The following is a 21,562-nucleotide window of genomic DNA, read 5'->3' on the forward strand; positions in this document are numbered from 1 at the left end:
GACTCCGAGACAACCTCAGGATCAAACCACCTCCTGAAGCCCGGCGCATTCTACTCGAATCCGCCACCAGCGCAACCTTTATTTTCTTCTAAGCTCTTGTTTTACAAAGGCTTTTCCGAACGAGTCACGCTGGAAGTGGTGCGCATTATAGGCCTGCGATTCTCAGCGTCAACAGCTATTTGGCACTTTTGTTGAAACTTTTCTTCAGCCCCTGGATGAGCCGCCTGAGCGGCGCTCGCTCCAACAACAGCAAAGCCCCTGCGAAGGCGTAAAGACTCCATTCGCCAACGTCTGCACGAACCACCCATAGATAGTGCAGCAGCACCAGCACAAGGACTGGATAGACAAGACGGTGCAGCAGTCGCCATCGCGAACCCAGGCGGCGGATGCTGTAACGATTCGATGTCAGCGCCAGCAGCGCCAGCCCGAAAAAGGCCAGCGCACCGACCAGAACGTAAGGGCGCTCCACCAGCTCCTGGGGCAGCGCACTCAGGTCCATTCCCAGAATGAAGAAGAGGTAGGCCAGCAGGTGAAGCAGGCCATAGAAGAACGACCACAGCCCGAGTTGACGTCTTATCGCCAACCACCCCACCCATCCGGTCAGTCTGCGAAGAGAAGATACCGCCAGCGCCACCAATAATAAGACCAGCGCGCCATGGGCGAATCTGATCAGCAGCACCTTGCCGGGATCCGGCGCCAGCGTCCCGTAAACCGCCTGCGCTATCCAGACGGGCAGCGGCGCAAGCGCGAGCAGAAATACCGCCGCTCTGAAACCAGGAAACGGCATTCAGTAATCCCTGCGCAGATCAATTCCCGAATAGAGAGACGCGACCTCTTCCGCATATCCGTTGAACAGCTGCGTCGGGCGCACATTCGGCTTAAACAGGCTGTTTGGCAGACGCCGCTCCCTGGCCTGCGACCAGCGCGGATGGCTGACTGCCGGATTGACGTTGGCGTAGAACCCATACTCCTCAGGCGCCATCGTCTGCCAGGTAGTTGCCGGGCGGTCACGAACGAAGCTGATGCGGATGATCGACTTGATGCTCTTGAAGCCATACTTCCACGGCACCACCAACCGCAGCGGCGCACCGTTCTGATTGGGCAGCGAGCGGCCATACATACCGACAGCGAGTATCGTCAGCGGATGCATGGCCTCGTCCAGTCGAAGTCCTTCTATATAAGGCCACGCGATCAACCCGAGCTCCGAACGTACGCCACGCATCTGCTCGCGCCGCACCAAAGTCTCGAATTGGAGGTAGCGAGCGTGGCCACTGGGCTCTACTCGCCGAATCAGTTCAGCCAGAGGAAAGCCGATCCAGGGAATCACCATCGACCAACCTTCGACGCAACGCAGCCGGTAAATGCGCTCCTGCAGTGTCACTTGGGAGAGAAGATCCTCAAGCGAGTAGCGGCCAGGTCGAGCAACCTCGCCGTCTATCTCCACCGACCATGGATCGGTGACCAGCTCACCAGCATGACGGGAAGGATCCTGCTTGCTGGAACCGAACTCGTAGAAGTTGTTGTAGTGGGTCGCATCGAAAAACGGTGTGACCTCCTCTCCTGACGGGAGCTCCACCGCAGGGACTGCGGCCAGTCGCGACTCTAGAAATGGCGGCACGGACTCGGGCGACGGAACATCCGCAAAGCGCTCATCAGCGCGAGCCGGCAATGCTAGCGCACCACTCAAAGAGCCAGCAGCAAGCGCAGCCAATACGCTGCGGCGAGAAAGGTAGACCGCCTCTGGGGTCACCTCGGACTCAGCGGCGGATGACACCTTAGGCACCTTGATGAGCATGCAGATCCTCCGCCTTCATTTGCGCGAAAGCCCTGTCTTCCAGGGCTTTCAATAATCAGATCATTCCACCTGCTTGCGTCGACGCAACTGCAGGAGGTACTGAACCGGGCCGGATACCGCGTAGACCAGGAAGATCAGTAGCAGCACCCTTGGCGGATCGCTGAAGACAACCGCAAAGACCAGCACCACGGCCAGGATCGCAACGAAAGGTACGCGCCCTTTCAGATCCAGGTCCTTGAAGCTGTAGTACTTGATATTGCTGACCATCAGCATGCCTGCCGCAGCAACCAGCATAGCCACGACGAAGGACATGTTCGAGCCCTTGATGCCGAAGTCGCTAAAGGCCCACACGGTCCCCGCGACCACGCCTGCCGCCGCCGGACTAGCGAGCCCGATAAACCATTTCTTGTCGACCTTGCCGATCTGCGTATTGAAGCGCGCCAGGCGCAATGCCGCGCCTGCAACATAGATGAAGGCCACCATCCAGCCGACCTTGCCCAGACTGCCCAGCGCCCACTCGAAGGCGAGCAGCGCCGGCGCCATGCCGAAGGCCACCATGTCGGACAATGAGTCGTACTCGGCGCCGAAGGCACTCTGGGTATTGGTCAGCCGCGCTACCCGACCATCCAGACCGTCAAGCACCATCGCAACGAACACCGCCGCCGCCGCAACATAGTAGTTGCCGTTCATGGCGTTGATGATCGAGTAGAAGCCGGCGAACAGATTCGCCGTGGTGAACAGATTGGGCAGTAGATAGATGCCACGATGACGAACCTTGCGACCCTCGGCGTCTCGCCCTTCCTCGATGTGCTCATCGATGGGCAAGAGGCTTTCCGGTGCAGATTCGCTGCTGGAGTCTTCTGGACGTTCGCTCATTTGCAATACCTTGCGCGCGTTTACGGATGGGACAGGTCCTTGCGCCTTGGGTTCGGACCAAGTGACCGGCTTTATACCAGATGCCTGGAGCAGAACGAAAAAACGCGGCCATGGCCGCGTTTTTTCCTCGTCACCAAGCGATCAGTTCTTGGCCTTGTCGACGATCTTGTTGGCGGCGATCCAGGGCATCATCGCGCGCAGCTTCTCGCCAACCACTTCGATGCCGTGTGCCGCGTTGTTGCGACGATAGGCAGTCATCGACGGGTAGTTGTGCGCGCCTTCGGCGATGAACATCTTCGCGTACTCGCCGTTCTGGATGCGCTTGAGTGCGTTGCGCATGGCCGCACGGGACTCGGCATTGATGACTTCCGGGCCGGTCACGTACTCACCGTACTCGGCGTTGTTGGAAATCGAGTAGTTCATGTTGGCGATGCCGCCTTCGAACATCAGGTCGACGATCAGCTTCAGTTCGTGCAGACACTCGAAGTAGGCCATCTCCGGCGCGTAGCCAGCTTCTACCAGAGTGTCGAAACCGGCCTTGACCAGTTCGACGCAACCACCACAGAGGACAGCCTGCTCGCCGAACAGGTCGGTTTCGGTCTCGTCCTTGAAGGTTGTTTCGATGATCCCGGTACGGCCACCGCCGACGCCACAGGCGTAGGACAAGGCAACGTTCTTGGCATTGCCCGAAGCGTCCTGATAGATCGCAACCAGGTCAGGAATGCCGCCGCCCTTGACGAACTCGGAGCGCACGGTGTGACCCGGAGCCTTGGGTGCAATCATGATCACGTCCAGATCGGCGCGCGGCACGACCTGGTTGTAGTGGATGGCGAAACCGTGGGCGAACGCCAGGGTGGCGCCCTTCTTCAGGTTCGGCTCGACTTCTTCCTTGTACAACTTGGACTGAAACTCGTCGGGAGTCAGGATCATGACCAGATCGGCCGCAGCGACGGCGCTCTTCACGTCGGTGACTTTCAGACCGTGGGCTTCGGCTTTGGCGACGGTAGCCGAACCAGCACGCAGACCGACAGTGACGTCGACACCGGAATCCTTCAGGTTGCAGGCATGCGCATGGCCCTGCGAACCGTAGCCGATGATGGCGACTTTCTTGCCCTGGATGATGGAAAGGTCGCAGTCTTTGTCGTAATACACTTTCATGAACGGTTCCTCGTTTCTCCGGCCTGCTCGGCCGATCATTAAAGGGGTCAGATGCTCAGCACTTTGTCGCCACGGGCAATGCCGGTGACGCCACTGCGGACGGTCTCCAGAATCGACGTGGTGCCGATCGCCTGGATGAAGCTGTCCAGTTTCTCACTCGTTCCTGCCAGCTGGATGGTGTAGACGCTACTGGTGACGTCGACGATCTGGCCGCGGAAGATGTCGGTCGTACGCTTGATCTCGGCGCGCTGGGCGCCGGTTGCCTTGACCTTGACCAACAGCAGCTCGCGCTCGATGTGCGCGCTCTCCGACAGATCGACCAGCTTCACCACCTCGATCAGCTTGTTGAGGTTCTTGGTGATCTGCTCGATCACCTCGTCATGCCCGATGGTGGTCAGGGTCAGGCGCGACAGCGTCGGATCCTCGGTCGGCGCCACGGTAAGGCTTTCGATGTTGTAGTTGCGCTGCGAGAACAGACCCACCACGCGAGACAGCGAGCCCGGTTCGTTTTCCATCAACAGGGAAATGATATGACGCATGATCAGGTCCGCTCCGTCTTGCTCAGCCACATGTCGCGCATTGCGCCATCACGGATCTGCATCGGGTAAACGTGCTCGCTGGTATCGACCGCGATATCGAGGAACACCAGGCGATCCTTGAGGGCAAAGGCTTCCTCGAGCTTTGGCTTGAGGTCCTTGAGCTCGGTGATGCGCATACCGACGTGACCATAGGCCTCGGCCAGCTTGACGAAGTCCGGCAGAGACTCCATGTAGGAATGCGAGTAGCGACTGCTGTACTGCATGTCCTGCCACTGGCGAACCATGCCCAGCGCACCGTTGTTCAGGTTGATGATCTTCACCGGCAGGTCGTACTGCAGGCAGGTCGACAGCTCCTGGATATTCATCTGGATGCTGCCTTCACCGGTAACGCAGGCGACGTCCGCCTCAGGGAAGTTCAGCTTCACGCCCATCGCCGCCGGCAGACCGAAACCCATGGTGCCCAGGCCGCCGGAGTTGATCCAGCGATTGGGCTTGTCGAAGCGGTAGTACTGCGCCGCGAACATCTGGTGCTGGCCCACGTCGGAGCTGACATAGGCGTCGCCACGAGTCACTTCGCACAGCGCCTCGACGACGGCCTGCGGCTTGATGATGCTGCCGTCACCCTCGTTGTAGGGGAACAGGCGGCCACTGCCACGCCACTCCTCGATCTGCTTCCACCAACTTGCCACCACTTCCTTGTTCGGTGCCTGGCCGATCTCCTTGAGGATCGCCACCATTTCGGTCAGCACGCTATCCACCGGACCGACGATGGGAATGTCCGCCTTGATGGTCTTGGAGATGGACGCCGGATCGACATCGACATGGATGATCTTGGCGTTCGGGCAGAACTTGGCCGCCCCATTGATCACGCGGTCATCGAAGCGCGCCCCAACGGCGAGAATCACGTCCGCATGGTGCATGGTCAGGTTGGCCGTGTAGCTGCCGTGCATGCCGAGCATGCCGACGAACTGGCGATCCGAGCCCGGATAGCAGCCAAGACCCATCAGGGTATTGGTCACCGGCAGGTTGAGCGACTTCGCAAGCTCGGTGAGCTGCGCCGAAGCGCCACCCAGAATCACGCCACCGCCGGCATAAAGCACAGGACGCTTAGCCGCGAGCAGCATCTCGACGGCCTTGCGGATCTGGCCGGAATGACCGCGGGCAGCCGGGCTATAGGAGCGCAGCTTGACCTTCTTCGGGTAGACGTATTCGAACTTCTCCGCCGGGTTGGTCATGTCCTTGGGAATATCCACCACAACCGGCCCCGGACGACCGGATTCAGCGATGTAGAAAGCCTTCTTCATCACCTCAGGGATTTCCGACGGATGCTTGATCATGAAGCTGTGCTTCACGATCGGCCGGGAGATGCCGATCATGTCGGTCTCCTGGAAAGCATCGGTCCCGACCATGGTACTCGGCACCTGGCCGGAAATGACCACCATCGGGATGGAATCCATGTAGGCGGTGGCGATACCGGTGATGGCATTGGTCGCGCCGGGACCGGAGGTCACCAGAACGACACCTGCCTTGCCGGTCGCACGGGCATAGCCGTCCGCCATATGGGTTGCGGCCTGCTCATGACGCACCAGGATGTGCGTGACTTCCTTTTCCTTGAACAGGGCATCGTAGATGTGCAGCAGGGCACCGCCCGGGTACCCATAGATATACTTAACGCCTTCGTCACGCAGGAAGCGGACGACCATCTCAGCGCCGGACAAGAGTTCCACGTTTTTCACCTCTAGAACGCCAGAAAACCACCCCTCGCGGGCGGCTCGATTCAGGTTTACTGCCAAGCAGAGCATGAGCGACGGTGGTCGCCGACTACGTCAGCTACTACTGAGCAAGCATCGGGAGCACCCAGAGTGTTGCGGGGATCTCCCACCCAGCGCGAGGTAACGCGTTGCGGGTGTAACAGGTCGACGCGGGTTTGCGCCTCATGATCTACCGAGAAGGCATGCTTCTGGCAGCCTTACTACAGCGAACGGCGAATTGTTCGGATTAGAGGCCGGCAAGTCAAGTCGCCAGAGAGCCTTTCTGGCGCTGTGACGAGCCTTGCATGTCATTTCGGTGCTTTTGGTTATAGTAACCGTCATCTTTCCGCACTAACGAAGGAACTCGTATGCGCCGCCTCATCCTCAGTAGCAGTCTGTTGCTCGCCCTCGCCGCTCCGGCAATGGCTGGGTCGATCTACAAGTGGGTCGATGCCCAGGGGGTTACTCACTTCGGCACCCAGCCTCCGCAAGGGGTGCAGGCCGAGCGCATCAACCCGGTCATTTCACAGCCCTCCACTCCACCTCAGCGATCCCAGCCAGCGCAAGACAAAGGCGACCAGGAAAAACAGAAGGAAGTCGAAACGGACGTGAAAGCCAAGATTGCAGCGGACCAGGAAGCACTGGAGAGCTATTGCCTGCAGGTCCGGACCAACCTCGTTCAGTTGCAGAACAATCCCCGCGTGCGGATCGAGGAAGAAGGCGAGTTGCGCCGTCTTTCAGAAGAAGAGCGTCAGGCGAAAATCGAAGAAGCGCAGAAAGCCATCAGCGAGAACTGCGACTGACCCCAGGCAGTCTAAAGCGAGCGCCTAGCATGCGCCGCGAGCAACCGGTCGAAATCCTGCAGCGCGCGCATCACGCCGACTAGCGAGTCGGCGCGCGTCGCCCAGACGACTTCGGCCATCTCGGTCACACCGGATGCACTGGGCAGCGGCAAGTTCTTCTCCAGCAACACCTTCATTCGCGGCAACAGTACCCATTGCAGCCACTGCTCGAACGTCAAGGTGTCGATGCAGAATGGCTGCTCGCTTGCCAGGGCCTGAGGCGAGGGCGGCTCGCTGGACCAGAGACCCGCCACTCGCAACGCCCGCTCGATGGCGAGCAGGTGGTCGGCAAGTTCCGCCATCAGCCCCACATCGGTCACAGGCTAACCCGCGCATTCTGGCGCGCCTGGGCTGCACCTGCTGCATCCCCCATTCGCTCGCGGGATTGTGCAATCAGGTCCCACAGGCTCGCCTGCAGCGCCGGACGACCCGCCGCATAGCTCAGACCGCGGCGCGCAAACTGCTCGGCCTGGACCGCATCGCCCTGGGCCAATCGCACTTCCGCCAAGCGATAGAGCACCTGCGGCTCACGGGGTGCAATCCGCTGCGCCCGCTCAAGACTCGACGAAGCCCCGTTCAGGTCTCCTCCCGCCTGCTGCTGCTGCGCGGCGGTCAGCAATGCCAGCACTGGGCCGTCCAGTTGCTCGTCTGCGGCAAGCCCGCCGCTGGGAATGCCGCTGGGCGACTGGGAAATGACTGGAGTGTCATAGCTGGGCTGCGGCGCCTGGGGAGAGTCTGCCGACCAGACCTGCAAAGGCGATCCGGCCGATTGCTGCGGCACCATCACCACCACCGCGTCACCCGCGGACGGCTCGGTCACCGGCTGGGCCCCGTAGGACTGACCGGACGTCGCACGGGTGTAATCCGCGTCGCGCTCCAGCTCGGAGGCACTACCCGAAGCCTCCACCACGGGAATGGATCCACGCTGTACGGTCGCACAGCCTCCAAGCGCGACCACGCAGAGCAATGCAGGAACCGTCAATTTCATATATCGCACCCTTTGCTAGCCGTTGATCAAAGATCCGCTAAAAATCATGTAATGCGGCCATGACTCCAACGCCGGCCTGATCGGCCGACGCAGTCCTGCCACAGCGGACAACTAAAGCTTCGCGCAGCCCTACCAGAGCCTTAGTCGAGCCAGCCGCGCACCCAGTCCATCACCCCGCCGGCCTCCTGGCCACCGCAGGACACGCCCGGCGACGGCTGACTGCCGCGGATGTAGGGCATCTGCACCGCATTCGGGCAGCCCGCGTCGGAACCTTCGCCGGTGTAGGCATCCACCCAGGCAAGCGTAACGTTATCCGGCATCGGTGCTTCAAGTGACATCGGATCTGCCTGACGCATGAAGCTGGCCCACACCTGCAGCGCCCCGGAAGCGCCGGTGAGCGGCGTCGGTCCGTTGTCGTCCCGGCCAAGCCAGACCACCGCGAGCAGGTCCTGGCTGAAACCTGCGAACCAGCTATCGCGCGAGTCATTGCTGGTTCCGGTCTTGCCTGCCACGTTCAGCCTCGCAGGCAACTGCCCGTAGACCGAGCGGCCGGTACCCTCACGCATGACACGCTGCATTGCTTCCTGCACCAGATAGATGGCCCCCGGATCAAAGCGCTGCTGGATCTGGAAGGGATAGCGCTTGAGCGGCTCTCCCTCTGCGGTCAGCACGCTGCGAATCCCGCGCAAGGGAGTATTGAAGCCGCCATTGGCCAGCGTCTGGTACATCCCGGTGACCTGCATCGGGGTCATTCCGCCTGCGCCAAGCAGCATCGAGGGATAGGCGGGCCAGCTCTGTTCAACCCCGAGCCTCTCCACCGTCTTCAGTACCGTGGGAACCCCCAGATCCAGCCCCAGGCGCGCCGTGGACAGATTGTAGGAGCTGGCCAGCCCCTGATAGAGATAGATGGTGCCATGAGCCTTGCGATCATAGTTCTGCGGCTGCCAGACCTGTCCATCGCGCCCCTTGATCGATATCGGCTCATCCTCGAGCCAACTGGTCAGGGTGTACTGACTGGGCCTTTCCAGCGCGGCGAGATAAATGGCCGGCTTGATCAGCGAGCCGATTGGCCGCTGCGCATCCAGAGCCCGATTGAACCCGGCAAAGCGCGGCTGGCGACTGCCAACCAGCGCCTGAACCTCGCCGGTTTCCGGATTGCTGACGACCATCGCTGCCTGGACCTCGTCGACACCCTTGCGCCCGTCCAGACGCTTGAAGGTGTCGGCCAGAGCCGCTTCCGCCTTGAGCTGGATGATCGGATCGAAACTGGTGAAGATCCGCAGCCCCTCCTCGGTCAGGTCAGATTCCTGATAGTCCTGCCGCAGCTGCCGCTTGACCAGATCGAGGAAGGCCGGATAGGAGCTGTTGGCCAACGTGCCGCGGGCGGAAACCCCCAGCGGCTTCTGCTTCGCCGCGGTAGCCTGTTCGACACTGACGACGCCCTGCTCAGCCAGCAGATCCAGGATCAGGTTGCGGCGAGCCAGGGTCCGCTCGGGATGGCGTCGGGGATTGTAATAAGTAGGCCCCTTGACCATCCCCACCAGTAGTGCCACCTGATCGAGCTGCAACTCGGCAAGCGGCTGATTGAAGAAATATTGCGACGCCAGACCGAAGCCATGTACGGCCCGCTGGCCGTCCTGACCGAGAAAGACTTCGTTCAGATAGGCCTCAAGGATGTCCTCCTTTTCGTAATGCAGTTCCAGCAGTACCGCCATCATTGCTTCGGTGAGCTTGCGGCTGAGGGTCCGCTCGCTGGTCAGGTAGAAGTTCTTCACCAACTGCTGCGTCAGGGTACTGCCGCCCTGACGCATCTGTCCGGCGGTAGCGTTCACCCATATGGCCCGCGCGATCGACTTGGGCGATACACCCAGGTGACTGAAGAAATCCCTGTCCTCGACCGCGACCAGCGTTTCAACCAGATAGGGCGGCACCTGATCCAGCTTGATCAGAATCCGATCCTCGTTGTGCGCCGGATAGAGCCCGCCGATCAGCAGGGGTTCCATTCGCGCAACCGCAAGACTCCCGCCACCGGCCTGATCGAGGCCTACCACATGGTTGCCGGAGAAACGCACACGTACGCGCTGAGCTCGCTCCGGCCCTTCATAGAACTGGAAGCCGCGCGTATGCAGCTCGACGGTATTGCCTGCCACCGCTGCGACGCCCGGCCCGGCGACATTGCTTTCGCGCCGGTAGCCCAGCGCATCCAGCTCCCTGAGGAAGTCATCCCGGGCGAGCTTCTGGCCGACGAACAGCTCCAGCGGCCGCGCATAGACCTTCGCAGGAACTGTCCAGCGCTTGCCGGAAAACTTCTCCTGCACGACAGCGTCGAGATAGACGGCGAAGCCGGCCAGGACCACCAGACCAACGAGCGAGAGTTTGAGCGCCCAGCCGAACAGCCAACGCAGGCGGCCAGGGTGGCGTTTCTTACGGGAACGGGAAGTGCGGGATCGAGTCATGGCGGCGGATTATACGCACTTTGTCTGTACCGGGCAGGAAGCCACCGCGGTTTGCAGGGGCGGTCACAGCCGCCATAATGCGCGCCAAATCCGACTGTTGAACTGAAGGACAGCCCGTGAGCCAAACCCTGATCGCCGCGCTGCAGAACCCCGCCCTCTACCCTCATCCGGTAGAGACTTTCGAGGTCATCGAGACGCACATTTCCTGGGTCATCCTGACCGGCCCCTTCGCCTACAAGATCAAGAAGCCGGTGGACTTCGGTTTCCTCAATTTCACCACACTGGATGCACGCAAGCACTTCTGCGAGGAGGAGCTGCGACTCAACCAGCGACTTACCGACAACCTGTACCTTGATGTCATACCGGTCACCGGTAGCGAAGCCGAACCCCAGCTTGCCGGCGAGGGCTCCCCCGTCGAATATCTGCTGAAGATGCGCCAGTTCCCGCAGGGGCAACTGCTGGACAAGGTCCAGGCTCGTGGCGAACTGACAGCACAGCACATTGACGCGCTTGCCGAACAGATTGCGCGCTTTCACCAGGCCACTCCGCCAGTGGAAAAGAACCATCCGCTGTGCTCGGCAGAATCGATCGTCGCGCCGCTGCGGCAGAACTTCGAGCAGATTCGCCCGCTGCTGAGCGACAAGGCCGACCTGCTCCAGCTCGACGCTCTGGAAGCCTGGACCGAGAGCAGCTTCACTCGCCTGGAGCCACTGCTGACCGCCCGTGCAGGCAATGGATCGATCCGCGAATGCCACGGAGACATCCACCTGGGCAATGCCACCTTGCTGGACGGCAAGGTGGTTCTGTTCGATTGCATCGAGTTCAACGAGCCCTTCCGGCTGATCGACATTGCCTCGGACGCAGCCTTTCTGGCCATGGACCTGGAAGACCGCGGCCTGCGCCCGCTGGCGCGGCGCTTCATCAACGGCTGGCTCGAAGCCACCGGTGACTACCAGGCCCTGGATCTGCTCAACCTCTACAAATCGTACCGCGCGCTGGTAAGGGCGAAAGTCAGCCTGTTCCGCCTGGGCCAGGAACAGGACCCGGTACAGCGCGCGGTGATCCTGCGTCAGTACCGCCGCTACGCCAATCTGGCGGAAGGCTACAGCGGTATTCCTTCGCGTTTTCTGTTCGTCACCCATGGCGTGTCTGCCGTCGGCAAGAGCCAGGTCGCCATGCGTCTTGTCGAAGCCTTCGGCGCCATTCGCCTGCGCTCGGACGTGGAGCGCAAGCGTCTGCATGCCAGCACGGGCGCGCAGACCGCCGCCGTCGGGGCAGGCATCTACGACGAGCAGGCCACGCAAGCCACCTACCAGCGACTCCACCAACTGGCGGATCAGGCCCTGCACGCGGGCTTTCCGGTGGTCATCGACGCAACCTACCTGAGGGGCGCACAGCGCAAGGCTGCCTGGCAGATCGCCGAAGAGACCGGCGTGCCTTTTCTCATCCTTGACTGCCAGGCGCCAGAGCAAGTCATTGCCGGCTGGCTTGAGCTACGCCGGAAGGAAGGCAGCGACCCCTCCGACGCGACCCTGGAAGTGATCCAGGCGCAGCAGGCGTCGCGCGAAGCGCTGGATGCGACGGAGCAGAGCCTGAGCAAGCGGGTGGACACCAACGATGCCGCCAGTCTGGACTCTCTGGTGGAGCAGATCCGGCAGCGCCTGCCGGGCATTTGAGGACCCTCGCGGCAGATATTCGCAGGCGCTCTATACTTCCGCCAGGCAATCACTGGAAGGCGCCCGATGACTCAGCCGCACCAACTGGAAAGTCCCCTCTATCGTCTGCTGCGCAGTGAAGACATCACCACATTCAACTCGCAGCGGATTTCCTACCCCAGCGTCGACATGCGCGAAGGCGATTTTCGCGGGCTCGACCTTCGCAACCTGGATGCCAAAGGGGTCGACTTTCGCGACGCCTACTTCCGCGGGGCAGATCTGCGCGGCGTGGATCTGCGCAACGCCCTGCTCGAAGGCGCCAGCCTGGCTCATGCACAGATCTCCGGGACCTTCTTCCCCTTCGAGCTCGATCCGGATGAAATTCTGATGTCGGTGAATTTCGGCACGCGCCTGCGCTACCGAGTCACCCGGTGACGGAGGTCGCAAGCCTGTTCGGCGAACGGGCCGGTGCATACGCCGAGTTCCGCCCCGACTATCCGACGGAGCTGTTCGACTGGCTGACCGCAAACTGCGCCGAGCACCAACGGGCGCTGGATATCGCATGCGGGTCTGGCCAAGCGAGCGTGCCGCTGGGCGCTCGCTTCGCCGAAGTACTGTCCTGCGACACCAGCCTGCCGCTGCTGAGCGCCGGCCACTTCCCGCCACGGGCTCAGCGCATCGTCTGCGATGCCCGGCAGTTGCCGCTGACGGATGACTGCCTTGATCTGATCGTCGTCGCCCAGGCGCTGCACTGGTTCGCCGGCTCAGACTTCTTCAGCGAAGTCAGTCGAACCCTGCGTCCAGGCGGACTGTTCTGCGCCTGGTGCTATGGGCTGGCGCAGATCAGCCCGCGGATCGACGAACTGACCACCTACCTGCATAGCTCGCTGGTCGCTGCCTACTGGCCCAGCGGCCGCGCCAGCGTCGATCTTGGCTATAGCGACATCGTGCTGCCGCTGCCGCCGTTGCCAGCCCCGCCACAGCAGATCCGGCTAAGCTGGTCTCTGAGCCAGCTTCTGGGCTATCTGGGCACCTGGTCCGCCGTGCGCACCTGCGAGAAGCTCACCGGGTGCAATCCGCTCGAATCGCTGCGCGCCGAGCTGACAAGCGCCTGGGGCGATGCGGAGCAGCCCCGCGACATCTGCTGGAAGCTTCACGTCATCGCCGGGCGCAATCAATGAAGAAGTCTTCGCCAAGCCAGCAACGCAGCAGGCCTGCCGCAGAGGAACAGCTGCAGACCCTGCGCAACCTCGGGCGCACCTCAGCACAATGGTTGCACGCCGCAGGCATCCGGGATGAGCGCACTCTGCGCGAGCTGGGTGCCGTGCAGGCGTTTCGCAACGTACGCGCACGCGGCTTCCGCCCTTCGCTCGTCCTCTTGTATGCCATAGAAGGTGCGCTGCTGGACGTACACTGGAATCAGCTTTCCATCACCCACAAGACCCGACTGCGCGAGCTCCTCGAGGCCGCCGACGACGACAACATGCCTTAGCTCACAACCTGTCGCGGCGGGGGATTTACGAGACGCCGAAGGCCGCCTATTGTTTGCTGAACGCCTGAGCGTTCCAGCCAGTTCAAGGAAACACACCGTATGTACCTACTCGGGGAGCAACCGGCCTACGCCGACCAGCTGATGAACCGCCTGCAAGGCATCCCGGCCCAGCTCCTGGAAGGACTCGAGCCCGCCGGCCCACTGCTTACCTTTGATCAGATCGACGATCTCTCGCAGATGGTGCCAAGCAACCAACTCTTCCTGATAAAAGACGGGCTGCTGCACGCACAGGTCGATGACCGTCCTCTCTTCTATCTCCAGGAAGGAGATCTGGTCGGACTTCGCCAGGGCCTTGAGCTACCCAGCTGGCGTTACAGCAGCGACGAACCGGTAAGCCTGCAGCCCTACGCACGTAGCGACGCCTTCAAGCACATACACGCCAGCGAGGAACGTCAGGAGCTGTTCACCCAGTACCTGATCGGCCACACCGCACTGCTCTCGGACGCCCTGGCGCGACTAAAGCAACCCGAGATCCGGCCTGCCACCGGCTTCCAGCACTTTGCCGCCGGCGAAGAACTGATCCATCAGCACGATGAAGCGGACCACGTCTTCGTCATCATCGAAGGCCATGCCGAGGCCTATGTCGATGGGCACAAGGTCGGCGATGTGCAGAAGGACGAGATCTTTGGCGCCATGGCGGTGTTCACCCGCGAGAAGCGCAGCGCCACGGTGATCGCCAGCGAGCCCTGCACGGTCATGGTCATTCCGAAGGAGCAGTTCCTCAGCCTGATGCAGAGCAATCCGCGCATCGCCCACAGCCTGATAGAAAGCATGGCGCGACGGATTGATCTGATGAACAAGGAGATCACGCAGCTGCGTCTGAGCAAAGACTGAATGCCCTGAACACCTCGTTTGCCGCTTCGACCCGCCTCAAGGCGGGTTTTTTCTGCCCGCTCGCTAGCGGAGTGGCCTCGCACCACCAGAGCCGTGCGGCCGCGGATGATGACCGCTCATCGCCGAATCAACAAACCGAGAAAACAGGGTTGACTCTCAAATGATAATAGTTATTATTAGCACAGCTGATCGCGAGATCGGCGGGTAACCTGGAAGACCAGGCAGTGGACTTTCAGATTATCTCCTCATCAGGCTAAACACGGTTTTAGACCCGGCTCTGCCGGGTCTTTTTTTGTCTGCCGCTTTTGTTCGGCGGCGCCGCCAGGCAGAGAGTTTCAGGCCAGCAGCCTGCGAGATCATTGCATTGACCGCCTTGTGAGCCCCTGCGACGAAGACTCAGCTCTTGCTTCTGAACTGCGCGCAATAGTCCTGCTCGGCTGGTGCGGCGGTAAACCAGACATAGTCGGCCATGCTTGCGTCCACCGCGCTTCCTGCCGGCAACAGCAGAAGCACCCGGACCTGCGCGCGCGAGCCGAGATCCTGCAGGTGCAGCGGCACGCCGAGATCACGTCGCACGTGGAAGGCGCCGGCCAGCAGCATGCTTGGTTGCGGAGCACGCTGCAGCGCCTCAGCCATGCGCCGGTCGCGCTGCTGTTGTACCGCCAGCATCGCCGGCAGCCGATCGTCGCCGAGCATGCCGCAGTGCGACTCGCGAAGCTGCTCGATGAGCGTCTGGCGCACCCCTGGACGATTGCTTGCCGTGCCTTCGAGCACCGGCGGCGTGCGGAAGATCTCCAGCATCTCCTCGCGGTCGATATTGGCTGCCAGCAGCGGGTAGGGCTGTTCAAGCGCATAGGTGACCAGGCCGCCATACAGTTGCCACGGCCAGCCCTCCTTCCAGGCGAGCGACGCCTGCACCGAAGCGATCTCCTCACCCTCCGCCAGCAACTGGCGCGTCCGCGTCACGGCCGGCTGCTGCGCCGGCTCGAGCATTTCCAGCAGCAGGCTGCCCTGCGCCCGGCGCTGCTGCAGCGCCTGCAGAAGCCATAGCTGCAACGCGTGGTGATCACGGTTGTCGTGTTGTTCACCAACCAGGATCTGCTCCACCTCCGCCAGTGCATCGATCAGCTCGGCAGGCTGCAATGCCCGGCCACTGCGCAGATCGAGGATGACACCCAGTTGCGCATGATCGAGCCGCTCGCTGCCCTGCCATGGCGGCAGTGGTGGAAGACTCGCCTGACATCCGGAAAGGGCCAGCATGATCAGCAGTGCGCGAAACAGGTTCATCTGCCCTCCTCAGCGGTCGATGATCAGCGGGTGACCGAGGCCGGGATGAGTCTGCACCAGCACCTCGAGATCGAACACCTGCTTCAGGATTTCCGCCTGCAACACCTCGTGCGGCGTTCCGAACGCCCGCACGCAGCCGGATCTCAGCAACAGCAGGCGATCACAGTAACGCGCAGCCAGGTTGAGGTCATGCAGGATGACCAGCACCGCCACGCCGTCGGCCGCCAACTGGCGAACAGCCTGCAGCGTCAGGTGCTGATGCAGCGGATCGAGCATCGACACCGGCTCGTCCAGCAGCAGTACCTTGCCCGCCGCGCCAGGCCAGAGCTGGGCAAAGATGCGAGCGACGTGCACACGCTGACGCTCGCCGCCGGACAGCGTCAGGTAGCTGCGTCCTGCCAGGTGCTCGATGTCCGCTGCCTGCAGCGCACGACCGACGATACGGGCGTCTTCCTCGCTGCCGCTGGCGTGCGGCATGCGCCCCATCGCCACCACTTCCTCCACCCGGAAGGCGAAGTCCAGGCTCGAGCGTTGCGGTAGTACCGCCAGCCGCTGCGCCCGTTCGGTGCCGCGCCAGGCACGTAGCGCTCTCCCGGCCAGCGCCACACTGCCCGCCGCCAGCGGCAGCTCGCCGCAGAGGGCCGCCATCAAAGTGCTCTTGCCGGCGCCATTGGGGCCGAGCACACCGAGCACTTCACCGGCGCGAAGATCCAGATCGATATCATTCAGCACGGCCAAGCCCGCTCGGCGCAGCTGCAACCCTTCTGCTCGCAGCATCAGTGACGTCCCCTTAGCAGAAGAAACAGGAAGAAGGGCGCACCGATCAGCGCGGTCACGATACCAATGGGCAACTCCGCAGGCGCCAGTAGCAGCCGCGCCAGCAGATCCGCCAGTAGCAGCAGGCAGGCACCGGCCAGCCCGGCCGCAGGCAGCAGCAGACGGTGATCAGGCCCTACCAGTAGCCGCATCAGATGCGGCACCACCAGACCAATGAAACCGACCAGACCCGCTGCCGCCACCGCAGCGCCTACCCCCAGCGCCGTGCACAGCACCAGCTCGCGCTTCAGTCGCTGCACTTCGAATCCCAGGTGGCGCGCTTCTGACTCGCCAAGCAGCAGGGCATTGAGGGCCTTCGCCCGTCGCGGCAACCATAGACTGACCAGCAGCGTGACCAGCAGCAGCGGCCAGAGTCGCTCATAACTCGCGCCGTTGAGGCTGCCGAGATTCCAGAACGTCAGCTTGCGCAGCTCGGCGTCGTCAGCCAGATAGGTGAAGAAACCCACCGCCGCCGCCGCCAGGGCGGTGACGGCAATTCCCGCCAGCAGCATGGTCGCGACATGGGTCTGGCCTTCACGTCTACCGAGACGGTAGACCAGCGCCGTCGCCGCCAACCCGCCAAGAAAGGCGCAGAGCGACAGCAGGTAAGGCTCCAGCCCGCGCAGCGAATGTCCCAGGGCGACGCCGCCGACGATTGCCAACGCCGCCCCCAGCGCCGCGCCACTGGACACGCCAAGCAGGCCGGGGTCCGCCAGCGGATTGCGGAACAACCCCTGCATCGCCACCCCGCAGAGCGCCAGCACGGCGCCCACGCACAGACCCAGCAGCGTGCGCGGCAGGCGTATCTGTCCGAGTATCAGCAGCGCCTGGTCTGGCGGCCCGTCACCGCCCAGCCCGACCAGCCCAGGCAAGGCCGCAAGAACCTGACCGGCATCCAGGCTGACCGGCCCCAGCGCCAGCGAGAGCCAGATGCTCAGCAGCAGCAAGGCAACGAGCAGGCTCAGCAGCAGAGGTGAATTGGGCGGCGACTTCATGGGGCAGGCGTACATCGAATGGCCGGAGCAGGCGGCAGGATAAGAGGCCTGCGACGGCATCGCCAGTGCCCAGCGCGCCGAGCACCTGGTGCCGATGCCGCGACATCGGGATAATCGCCTCCCCCGCAGTTGTTCCGGGCAGGAGAAGCCGATGATCCGTCTATGTGCGTCCGACGAGCTGGCAGAGGGTTGCAGCCGCGGCTTCGCGCTGCCGGGCCGCTCGCTGCTGGCGGTGCGCAGGCACGGCCGCGCCTACGTCTACCTCAATCGCTGCCCGCATCGCGGTGTCCCGCTCGAGTGGCAACCCGACCGTTTCCTCGACGACAGCAACAGCCTGATCCAGTGCGCGACCCATGGTGCGCTGTTCCTGATCGAGAGCGGCGAGTGCGTCAGCGGGCCCTGCCCCGGTACGCAGCTGCAGGCGATCGAATGTCGCGAAGACGATCAGGGATTGTGGGCTGAGGCCTGAGCCTCAGAGCAGCAGATCGATACGCCGCGCCAGTCTGATCTCGCGCGACGACAGCTCGCCGGCGTAGGCGAGCATCTCCACGCCCGCGGCGGCGGCATCACGCAACGCGGCGGCATAGAGCGGGTCGATCTCCTCGGCAACCCGCACCGCCTCGATCCCCGAAAGGTTGACGCAATACAGCAGCACGGCCCTGACACCCTGCCGGGCCAGTGCCGCCAGCTCGCGCAGATGCCGGGCGCCACGCTCGGTGCGCGCGTCCGGAAAGGCAGCGATCGCCGTGCTCGCATAGCCCAGGGTTACGCTCTTGACCTCCAGATACAGCGGACCGTCCGGATAGTCGAGACAGAAATCCACCCGGCTGTTCTCGCTCCCGTAGCGCACCTCTCGGCGCAGCCCGGTGAAGCCTGCCAGTTCGCCGATCACCCCAAGCCGCAGCGCCTCCTCGACCAGCGGATTGGCGCGCGCGGTGTTGATGCAGGCAAGTCGCCCATGCGGCGTCTCGACCAGTTCCCAGGTGCCCGGCAGCTTGCGCCGCGGATCGCCGCTGCGGCTGAACCAGATACGCGCATCCGGCGTCATGCAGTTGAGCATCGAGCCGGTATTGGGACAGTGGATGCACAGTTCCCCACCGTCGAGCGTGCGCACATCGGCAAGGAAGCGCTTGTAGCGCCGCAGAAGGCGGCCTTCTTCAAGCGTCGGCAGGAACTCCATCAGCCTTGCCAGTCACGCAGGCCACGGGCGATGCGCTGCACCGCCTCCTCCAGCCTGTGCACGCTCTGGGTGTAGGCAAAGCGCACATGCTGCGCGGCACGGTAGTTGCCGAAATCCAGGCCCGGTGTGAAGGCAACGAACTCACGCTCGAGAAAATGCCGGCAGAACACCTGGGAGTCGCCACCGAAGGCCGAAATATCGGCGTACAGATAAAAAGCGCCCTCCGGCTCCACCTCGATGCGAAAGCCCAGCTCGCGCAGCGCCGGCAGCAGAAAGTCGCGACGGCGGGCGAACTCGGCGCGGCGCGCCTGGAGGATGTCCTCGGTCTGCGGCGTGAAGCAGGCCAGTGCCGCATGCTGGGAAAGGGTTGGCGCGCTGATATAGAGATTCTGTGCCAGCTTCTCCAGATCAGCCACTGCAGCTTCCGGGGCTACCAGCCAACCCAGGCGCCAGCCGGTCATGCCGAAATACTTGGAGAAACTGTTGAGGACGAAGGCCTCGTCATCCACCTCCAGCGCGCTGACCGCCTCGCAACCATAGGTCAGGCCCTGGTAGATCTCGTCCGCCACCAGATGCCCGCCACGGGCGTGCAGCGCACTTGTCAGGTCGGCCAGCTCGGTCCGACCGAGCAGGGTGCCGGTCGGATTGGCCGGCGAGGCCACCAGCGCACCGACGCTGGCGGCATTCCAGTGCTCGGCGACCAGCGCTGCGTCCAGCTGGTAGCGCTGCGCCGGCCCGACCGGCACCAGTTGCGCGGAGGCCTCGACCAGTCGCAGAAAATGCCGATTGCACGGATACCCCGGGTCGGCCAGCAGCCATTGCTTGCCGGGATCGACCAGCAGGCTGCTGGCCAGCAGCAAGGCACCCGAGCCCCCTGGAGTGATGAGGATGCGTTGCGGTTCTATGCTCAGACCGTGGCGCCGGGCGTAGTGGTCGGCGATCGCTTCGCGCAGGGCGGGCAGGCCCCGCGCCGGGGTGTAGCGGGTGTGGCCGGCTGCCAGCGCGGCCTGGCCAGCGGCGATGATCGGAGCGGCCGTGGCAAAGTCCGGTTCGCCGATCTCCAGGTGGATCACGTCCTTGCCAAGGGCCTGCAGTTGCTGGGCGCGTTCCAGCAGCGCCATGACATGAAAGGGTTCGATGTCACGGCTGCGTGCGCTGTAGGACATGGGTGTGAAGCCTGAGGAAATACCAAGGGAGCGCGATTCTAACCGGGTCGGCGCCACCCCTGCAGCAAGCAGGACAACCGGGAGTGGCATCCCCCCGGTCGATCTGGTAAGTTCGCCCGCTTGCAGCCGCAGGACCGACAGATAACGCCGGCAACGGATATTTCCTGCGCAGTGGATTAGAGAGAGAGGCGTTCATCCATGCCCAGCAAAGCAAAAGCAACAAGCCAACTGATCCGCGCTTTCGAGCCCTACAAGGAAAAGAAGGGCGAGGAGTACATGAGCGATGCGATGCGTGCTCACTTCACCGGCATCCTGCAGAAGTGGAAGCAGGAACTGATGGAAGAAGTCGACCGCACCGTGCACCACATGCAGGACGAAGCGGCAAACTTCCCGGACCCGGCGGATCGCGCCAGCCAGGAAGAGGAATTCAGCCTGGAACTGCGCGCCCGTGACCGGGAACGCAAGTTGATCAAGAAGATCGACGAAACCATCCAGCTGATCGAAGACAACGAATACGGCTGGTGTGATTCCTGTGGCGTAGAGATCGGCATCCGCCGCCTCGAAGCCCGCCCCACCGCCACGCTTTGCATTGATTGCAAGACGCTGGCGGAGATCAAGGAAAAGCAGATCGGTTCCTGAGCCGACGACGGGGCGCCACGGCGCCCCGTTTCATTTCCATCCATCCAATGCAGATCGCCAGGACCTCAGCGTCCGCTCCGGCAGCGACCATGCAACCGATACGCCCTCCCTACATCGGCCGCTTTGCCCCCACGCCCAGTGGCTACCTGCATTTCGGCTCGCTGGTCGCCGCGCTGGCTTCCTATCTCGACGCCCGACACGTCGGCGGTCGCTGGCTGCTGCGCATGGAAGACCTCGATCCGCCCCGCGAGATGCCCGGCGCGCAGGACACCATCCTGCGCTCACTGGAGAGCTACGGCCTGCACTGGGATGGCGAGGTACTGAAACAGAGCCAGCGCCATGCCGCCTACGCCGGCGTGCTCGAGCGCCTGCTGCAGCAAGGCCTGGCCTACGCATGCACCTGTTCGCGCAAGCAGCTTGAGGGCTGCGCCGGCATCTATCCGGGCACCTGTCGCGACGCCAACCACGCGACCGCGGACGCGGCAATCCGCCTGCGCGTGCCGAACCTCGAATACTGTTTCGAGGATCGGGTGCAGGGACGCTTCTGCCAGCATCTGCAGCGCGAGCTGGGCGATTTCGTCATCCGCCGCCGCGACGGTCTGTACGCCTATCAGCTGGCCGTGGTACTGGATGACGCCGCCCAGGGAATTACCGACGTGGTGCGCGGCGCCGACCTGCTCGACAACACCCCGCGCCAGCTCTATCTGCAGGAGCTGCTGGGGCTGTCGCACCCACGCTACCTGCACGTGCCGCTGATCATCCAGCCCGACGGGCACAAGCTCGGCAAGCGCTACCGTTCGCCGCCGCTGCCTCCCGAGCAGGCCTCGCCGCTGCTGGCCCGAGCCCTGCGCGCGCTGGGCCAGGCGCTACCCCAAGAGCTGGAGGGTGCCCTGCCGGCAGAGCTTCTCGAATGGGGCGTCGAACACTGGAATGCCTCGGCCATCCCGCGCAGCCGTACCCTGGCCGAGGCGCAATTGCGCTAGAGGCACGCTCAAGCTTCCCGCCGCGCCAGGTACGGGCGCCACTGTGGCCT

The 21,562-nt window shown here is 63.0% G+C and carries 23 protein-coding genes; 9 read left to right on the forward strand and 14 right to left on the reverse strand.

Translation table 11 applies throughout. From position 1 onward, the window contains the following. Positions 1–175: 175 nt before the first annotated feature. From DBO85_RS11025 to DBO85_RS11050, 6 genes are all read right to left on the reverse strand, one after another. The gene (locus DBO85_RS11025) at positions 176–787 is read right to left on the reverse strand and encodes a ferric reductase-like transmembrane domain-containing protein (protein ID WP_108107332.1); all 612 of its coding nucleotides are present in this window, start codon (positions 785–787) and stop codon (positions 176–178) included. Next, a complete protein-coding gene (gene msrP / locus DBO85_RS11030; protein WP_108107333.1) occupies positions 788–1,795 on the reverse strand; it encodes a protein-methionine-sulfoxide reductase catalytic subunit MsrP in 1,008 nt (335 codons plus the stop codon). Positions 1,796–1,855: 60 nt separating this feature from the next. Next, complete coding sequence (gene pssA, locus DBO85_RS11035) at positions 1,856–2,671, reverse strand: CDP-diacylglycerol--serine O-phosphatidyltransferase (RefSeq protein ID WP_108107334.1); 816 nt, start codon at positions 2,669–2,671, stop codon at positions 1,856–1,858. Between the two features lie 141 nt (positions 2,672–2,812). Then, positions 2,813–3,829 (reverse strand): ketol-acid reductoisomerase, encoded by a 1,017-nt coding sequence (ilvC, locus tag DBO85_RS11040; RefSeq protein WP_108107335.1) that lies wholly within the window; start codon positions 3,827–3,829, stop codon positions 2,813–2,815. A gap of 47 nt (positions 3,830–3,876) precedes the next feature. Continuing rightward, on the reverse strand, positions 3,877–4,368 hold the full coding sequence (ilvN, locus tag DBO85_RS11045; RefSeq protein ID WP_108107336.1) for an acetolactate synthase small subunit: 492 nt from the start codon (positions 4,366–4,368) through the stop codon (positions 3,877–3,879). Between the two features lie 2 nt (positions 4,369–4,370). Then, positions 4,371–6,095: an acetolactate synthase 3 large subunit gene (locus tag DBO85_RS11050; protein ID WP_108107337.1), complete on the reverse strand. Its 1,725-nt coding sequence runs from the start codon at positions 6,093–6,095 to the stop codon at positions 4,371–4,373. 392 nt (positions 6,096–6,487) lie between these two features. On the opposite strand from DBO85_RS11050, the gene DBO85_RS11055 reads away from it, so the two are divergent. After that, positions 6,488–6,922 carry a DUF4124 domain-containing protein gene (locus tag DBO85_RS11055; RefSeq protein WP_108107338.1) on the forward strand — a complete coding sequence of 145 codons (435 nt, stop codon included), beginning with the start codon at positions 6,488–6,490 and terminating at the stop codon, positions 6,920–6,922. 11 nt (positions 6,923–6,933) lie between these two features. Here DBO85_RS11055 and DBO85_RS11060 read toward each other — a convergent pair whose 3' ends face one another. The 3 genes from DBO85_RS11060 to mrcB all read right to left on the reverse strand — a co-directional run bounded on the left by DBO85_RS11060 (position 6,934) and on the right by mrcB (position 10,405). Then, on the reverse strand, positions 6,934–7,263 hold the full coding sequence (locus DBO85_RS11060) for a YqcC family protein (RefSeq protein WP_108107339.1): 330 nt from the start codon (positions 7,261–7,263) through the stop codon (positions 6,934–6,936). Between the two features lie 14 nt (positions 7,264–7,277). Beyond that, positions 7,278–7,949: a hypothetical protein gene (locus DBO85_RS11065; RefSeq protein ID WP_108107340.1), complete on the reverse strand. Its 672-nt coding sequence runs from the start codon at positions 7,947–7,949 to the stop codon at positions 7,278–7,280. 140 nt (positions 7,950–8,089) lie between these two features. Next, the gene (gene mrcB / locus DBO85_RS11070; protein WP_108107341.1) at positions 8,090–10,405 is read right to left on the reverse strand and encodes a penicillin-binding protein 1B; all 2,316 of its coding nucleotides are present in this window, start codon (positions 10,403–10,405) and stop codon (positions 8,090–8,092) included. Between the two features lie 116 nt (positions 10,406–10,521). On the opposite strand from mrcB, the gene DBO85_RS11075 reads away from it, so the two are divergent. The 5 genes from DBO85_RS11075 to DBO85_RS11095 all read left to right on the forward strand — a co-directional run bounded on the left by DBO85_RS11075 (position 10,522) and on the right by DBO85_RS11095 (position 14,446). Then, positions 10,522–12,081 (forward strand): bifunctional aminoglycoside phosphotransferase/ATP-binding protein, encoded by a 1,560-nt coding sequence (locus DBO85_RS11075; RefSeq protein ID WP_108107342.1) that lies wholly within the window; start codon positions 10,522–10,524, stop codon positions 12,079–12,081. A 66-nt stretch (positions 12,082–12,147) separates the two neighbouring features. Further along, on the forward strand, positions 12,148–12,495 hold the full coding sequence (locus DBO85_RS11080) for a pentapeptide repeat-containing protein (protein ID WP_108107343.1): 348 nt from the start codon (positions 12,148–12,150) through the stop codon (positions 12,493–12,495). After that, positions 12,492–13,241 (forward strand): class I SAM-dependent methyltransferase, encoded by a 750-nt coding sequence (locus tag DBO85_RS11085; RefSeq protein WP_108107344.1) that lies wholly within the window; start codon positions 12,492–12,494, stop codon positions 13,239–13,241. The genes DBO85_RS11080 and DBO85_RS11085 overlap by 4 nt, the downstream gene beginning before the upstream one ends. Then, positions 13,238–13,552, forward strand: coding sequence for a TfoX/Sxy family protein (locus DBO85_RS11090; RefSeq protein WP_108107345.1), 315 nt, complete (start codon positions 13,238–13,240; stop codon positions 13,550–13,552). Before DBO85_RS11085 ends, DBO85_RS11090 begins: the two co-directional genes overlap by 4 nt. Positions 13,553–13,651: 99 nt before the next feature. Further along, positions 13,652–14,446: a Crp/Fnr family transcriptional regulator gene (locus tag DBO85_RS11095; protein ID WP_108107346.1), complete on the forward strand. Its 795-nt coding sequence runs from the start codon at positions 13,652–13,654 to the stop codon at positions 14,444–14,446. A gap of 396 nt (positions 14,447–14,842) precedes the next feature. Here DBO85_RS11095 and DBO85_RS11100 read toward each other — a convergent pair whose 3' ends face one another. Genes DBO85_RS11100 through DBO85_RS11110 form a run of 3 tightly spaced genes read right to left on the reverse strand, consistent with a single transcriptional unit; the run spans position 14,843 to position 17,490 of the window. Then, on the reverse strand, positions 14,843–15,733 hold the full coding sequence (locus DBO85_RS11100; RefSeq protein WP_108107347.1) for a ChaN family lipoprotein: 891 nt from the start codon (positions 15,731–15,733) through the stop codon (positions 14,843–14,845). A gap of 9 nt (positions 15,734–15,742) precedes the next feature. Next, the gene (locus tag DBO85_RS11105; RefSeq protein WP_108107348.1) at positions 15,743–16,510 is read right to left on the reverse strand and encodes a heme ABC transporter ATP-binding protein; all 768 of its coding nucleotides are present in this window, start codon (positions 16,508–16,510) and stop codon (positions 15,743–15,745) included. Next, positions 16,510–17,490, reverse strand: a complete 981-nt coding sequence (locus DBO85_RS11110) for a FecCD family ABC transporter permease (protein WP_177429768.1) — start codon at positions 17,488–17,490, stop codon at positions 16,510–16,512. The genes DBO85_RS11105 and DBO85_RS11110 overlap by 1 nt, the downstream gene beginning before the upstream one ends. 205 nt (positions 17,491–17,695) lie before the next feature. Here DBO85_RS11110 and DBO85_RS11115 point away from each other — a divergent pair, with 205 nt between their 5' ends. Continuing rightward, positions 17,696–18,013, forward strand: a complete 318-nt coding sequence (locus DBO85_RS11115) for a Rieske (2Fe-2S) protein (protein ID WP_108107350.1) — start codon at positions 17,696–17,698, stop codon at positions 18,011–18,013. A 3-nt stretch (positions 18,014–18,016) separates the two neighbouring features. Here DBO85_RS11115 and sfsA read toward each other — a convergent pair whose 3' ends face one another. Together sfsA and DBO85_RS11125 are read right to left on the reverse strand one after the other, a co-directional pair. Beyond that, positions 18,017–18,724 carry a DNA/RNA nuclease SfsA gene (gene sfsA, locus DBO85_RS11120; protein ID WP_108107351.1) on the reverse strand — a complete coding sequence of 236 codons (708 nt, stop codon included), beginning with the start codon at positions 18,722–18,724 and terminating at the stop codon, positions 18,017–18,019. Continuing rightward, positions 18,724–19,890, reverse strand: a complete 1,167-nt coding sequence (locus DBO85_RS11125) for a pyridoxal phosphate-dependent aminotransferase (protein ID WP_108107352.1) — start codon at positions 19,888–19,890, stop codon at positions 18,724–18,726. The genes sfsA and DBO85_RS11125 overlap by 1 nt, the downstream gene beginning before the upstream one ends. A 198-nt stretch (positions 19,891–20,088) precedes the next feature. Between DBO85_RS11125 and dksA the strand changes: the two genes are divergently transcribed. Next, the gene (gene dksA, locus DBO85_RS11130) at positions 20,089–20,529 is read left to right on the forward strand and encodes an RNA polymerase-binding protein DksA (protein WP_108107353.1); all 441 of its coding nucleotides are present in this window, start codon (positions 20,089–20,091) and stop codon (positions 20,527–20,529) included. 89 nt (positions 20,530–20,618) lie between these two features. Next, positions 20,619–21,512, forward strand: coding sequence for a tRNA glutamyl-Q(34) synthetase GluQRS (gene gluQRS, locus DBO85_RS11135; RefSeq protein ID WP_108107354.1), 894 nt, complete (start codon positions 20,619–20,621; stop codon positions 21,510–21,512). Positions 21,513–21,562: the final 50 nt, after the last annotated feature.

This window comes from Pseudomonas mangrovi (assembly GCF_003052585.1).
GTDB lineage: Bacteria > Pseudomonadota > Gammaproteobacteria > Pseudomonadales > Pseudomonadaceae > Aquipseudomonas > Aquipseudomonas mangrovi.

Bases quoted from the DNA above. Each gene is read 5' to 3' on its own strand.
- DBO85_RS11115 (WP_108107350.1), top strand. From the start codon at position 17,696: ATGATCCGTCTATGTGCGTCCGACGAGCTGGCAGAGGGTTGCAGCCGC.
- DBO85_RS11090 (WP_108107345.1), top strand. From the start codon at position 13,238: ATGAAGAAGTCTTCGCCAAGCCAGCAACGCAGCAGGCCTGCCGCAGAG.
- DBO85_RS11055 (WP_108107338.1), top strand. From the start codon at position 6,488: ATGCGCCGCCTCATCCTCAGTAGCAGTCTGTTGCTCGCCCTCGCCGCT.
- DBO85_RS11080 (WP_108107343.1), top strand. From the start codon at position 12,148: ATGACTCAGCCGCACCAACTGGAAAGTCCCCTCTATCGTCTGCTGCGC.
- DBO85_RS11095 (WP_108107346.1), top strand. From the start codon at position 13,652: ATGTACCTACTCGGGGAGCAACCGGCCTACGCCGACCAGCTGATGAAC.
- pssA (WP_108107334.1), bottom strand. From the start codon at position 2,671: ATGAGCGAACGTCCAGAAGACTCCAGCAGCGAATCTGCACCGGAAAGC.
- DBO85_RS11025 (WP_108107332.1), bottom strand. From the start codon at position 787: ATGCCGTTTCCTGGTTTCAGAGCGGCGGTATTTCTGCTCGCGCTTGCG.
- DBO85_RS11100 (WP_108107347.1), bottom strand. From the start codon at position 15,733: ATGAACCTGTTTCGCGCACTGCTGATCATGCTGGCCCTTTCCGGATGT.
- gluQRS (WP_108107354.1), top strand. From the start codon at position 20,619: ATGCAACCGATACGCCCTCCCTACATCGGCCGCTTTGCCCCCACGCCC.
- DBO85_RS11065 (WP_108107340.1), bottom strand. From the start codon at position 7,949: ATGAAATTGACGGTTCCTGCATTGCTCTGCGTGGTCGCGCTTGGAGGC.
- ilvC (WP_108107335.1), bottom strand. From the start codon at position 3,829: ATGAAAGTGTATTACGACAAAGACTGCGACCTTTCCATCATCCAGGGC.
- ilvN (WP_108107336.1), bottom strand. From the start codon at position 4,368: ATGCGTCATATCATTTCCCTGTTGATGGAAAACGAACCGGGCTCGCTG.
- DBO85_RS11125 (WP_108107352.1), bottom strand. From the start codon at position 19,890: ATGTCCTACAGCGCACGCAGCCGTGACATCGAACCCTTTCATGTCATG.
- dksA (WP_108107353.1), top strand. From the start codon at position 20,089: ATGCCCAGCAAAGCAAAAGCAACAAGCCAACTGATCCGCGCTTTCGAG.
- sfsA (WP_108107351.1), bottom strand. From the start codon at position 18,724: ATGGAGTTCCTGCCGACGCTTGAAGAAGGCCGCCTTCTGCGGCGCTAC.
- mrcB (WP_108107341.1), bottom strand. From the start codon at position 10,405: ATGACTCGATCCCGCACTTCCCGTTCCCGTAAGAAACGCCACCCTGGC.
- DBO85_RS11060 (WP_108107339.1), bottom strand. From the start codon at position 7,263: ATGGCGGAACTTGCCGACCACCTGCTCGCCATCGAGCGGGCGTTGCGA.
- DBO85_RS11105 (WP_108107348.1), bottom strand. From the start codon at position 16,510: ATGCTGCGAGCAGAAGGGTTGCAGCTGCGCCGAGCGGGCTTGGCCGTG.
- msrP (WP_108107333.1), bottom strand. From the start codon at position 1,795: ATGCTCATCAAGGTGCCTAAGGTGTCATCCGCCGCTGAGTCCGAGGTG.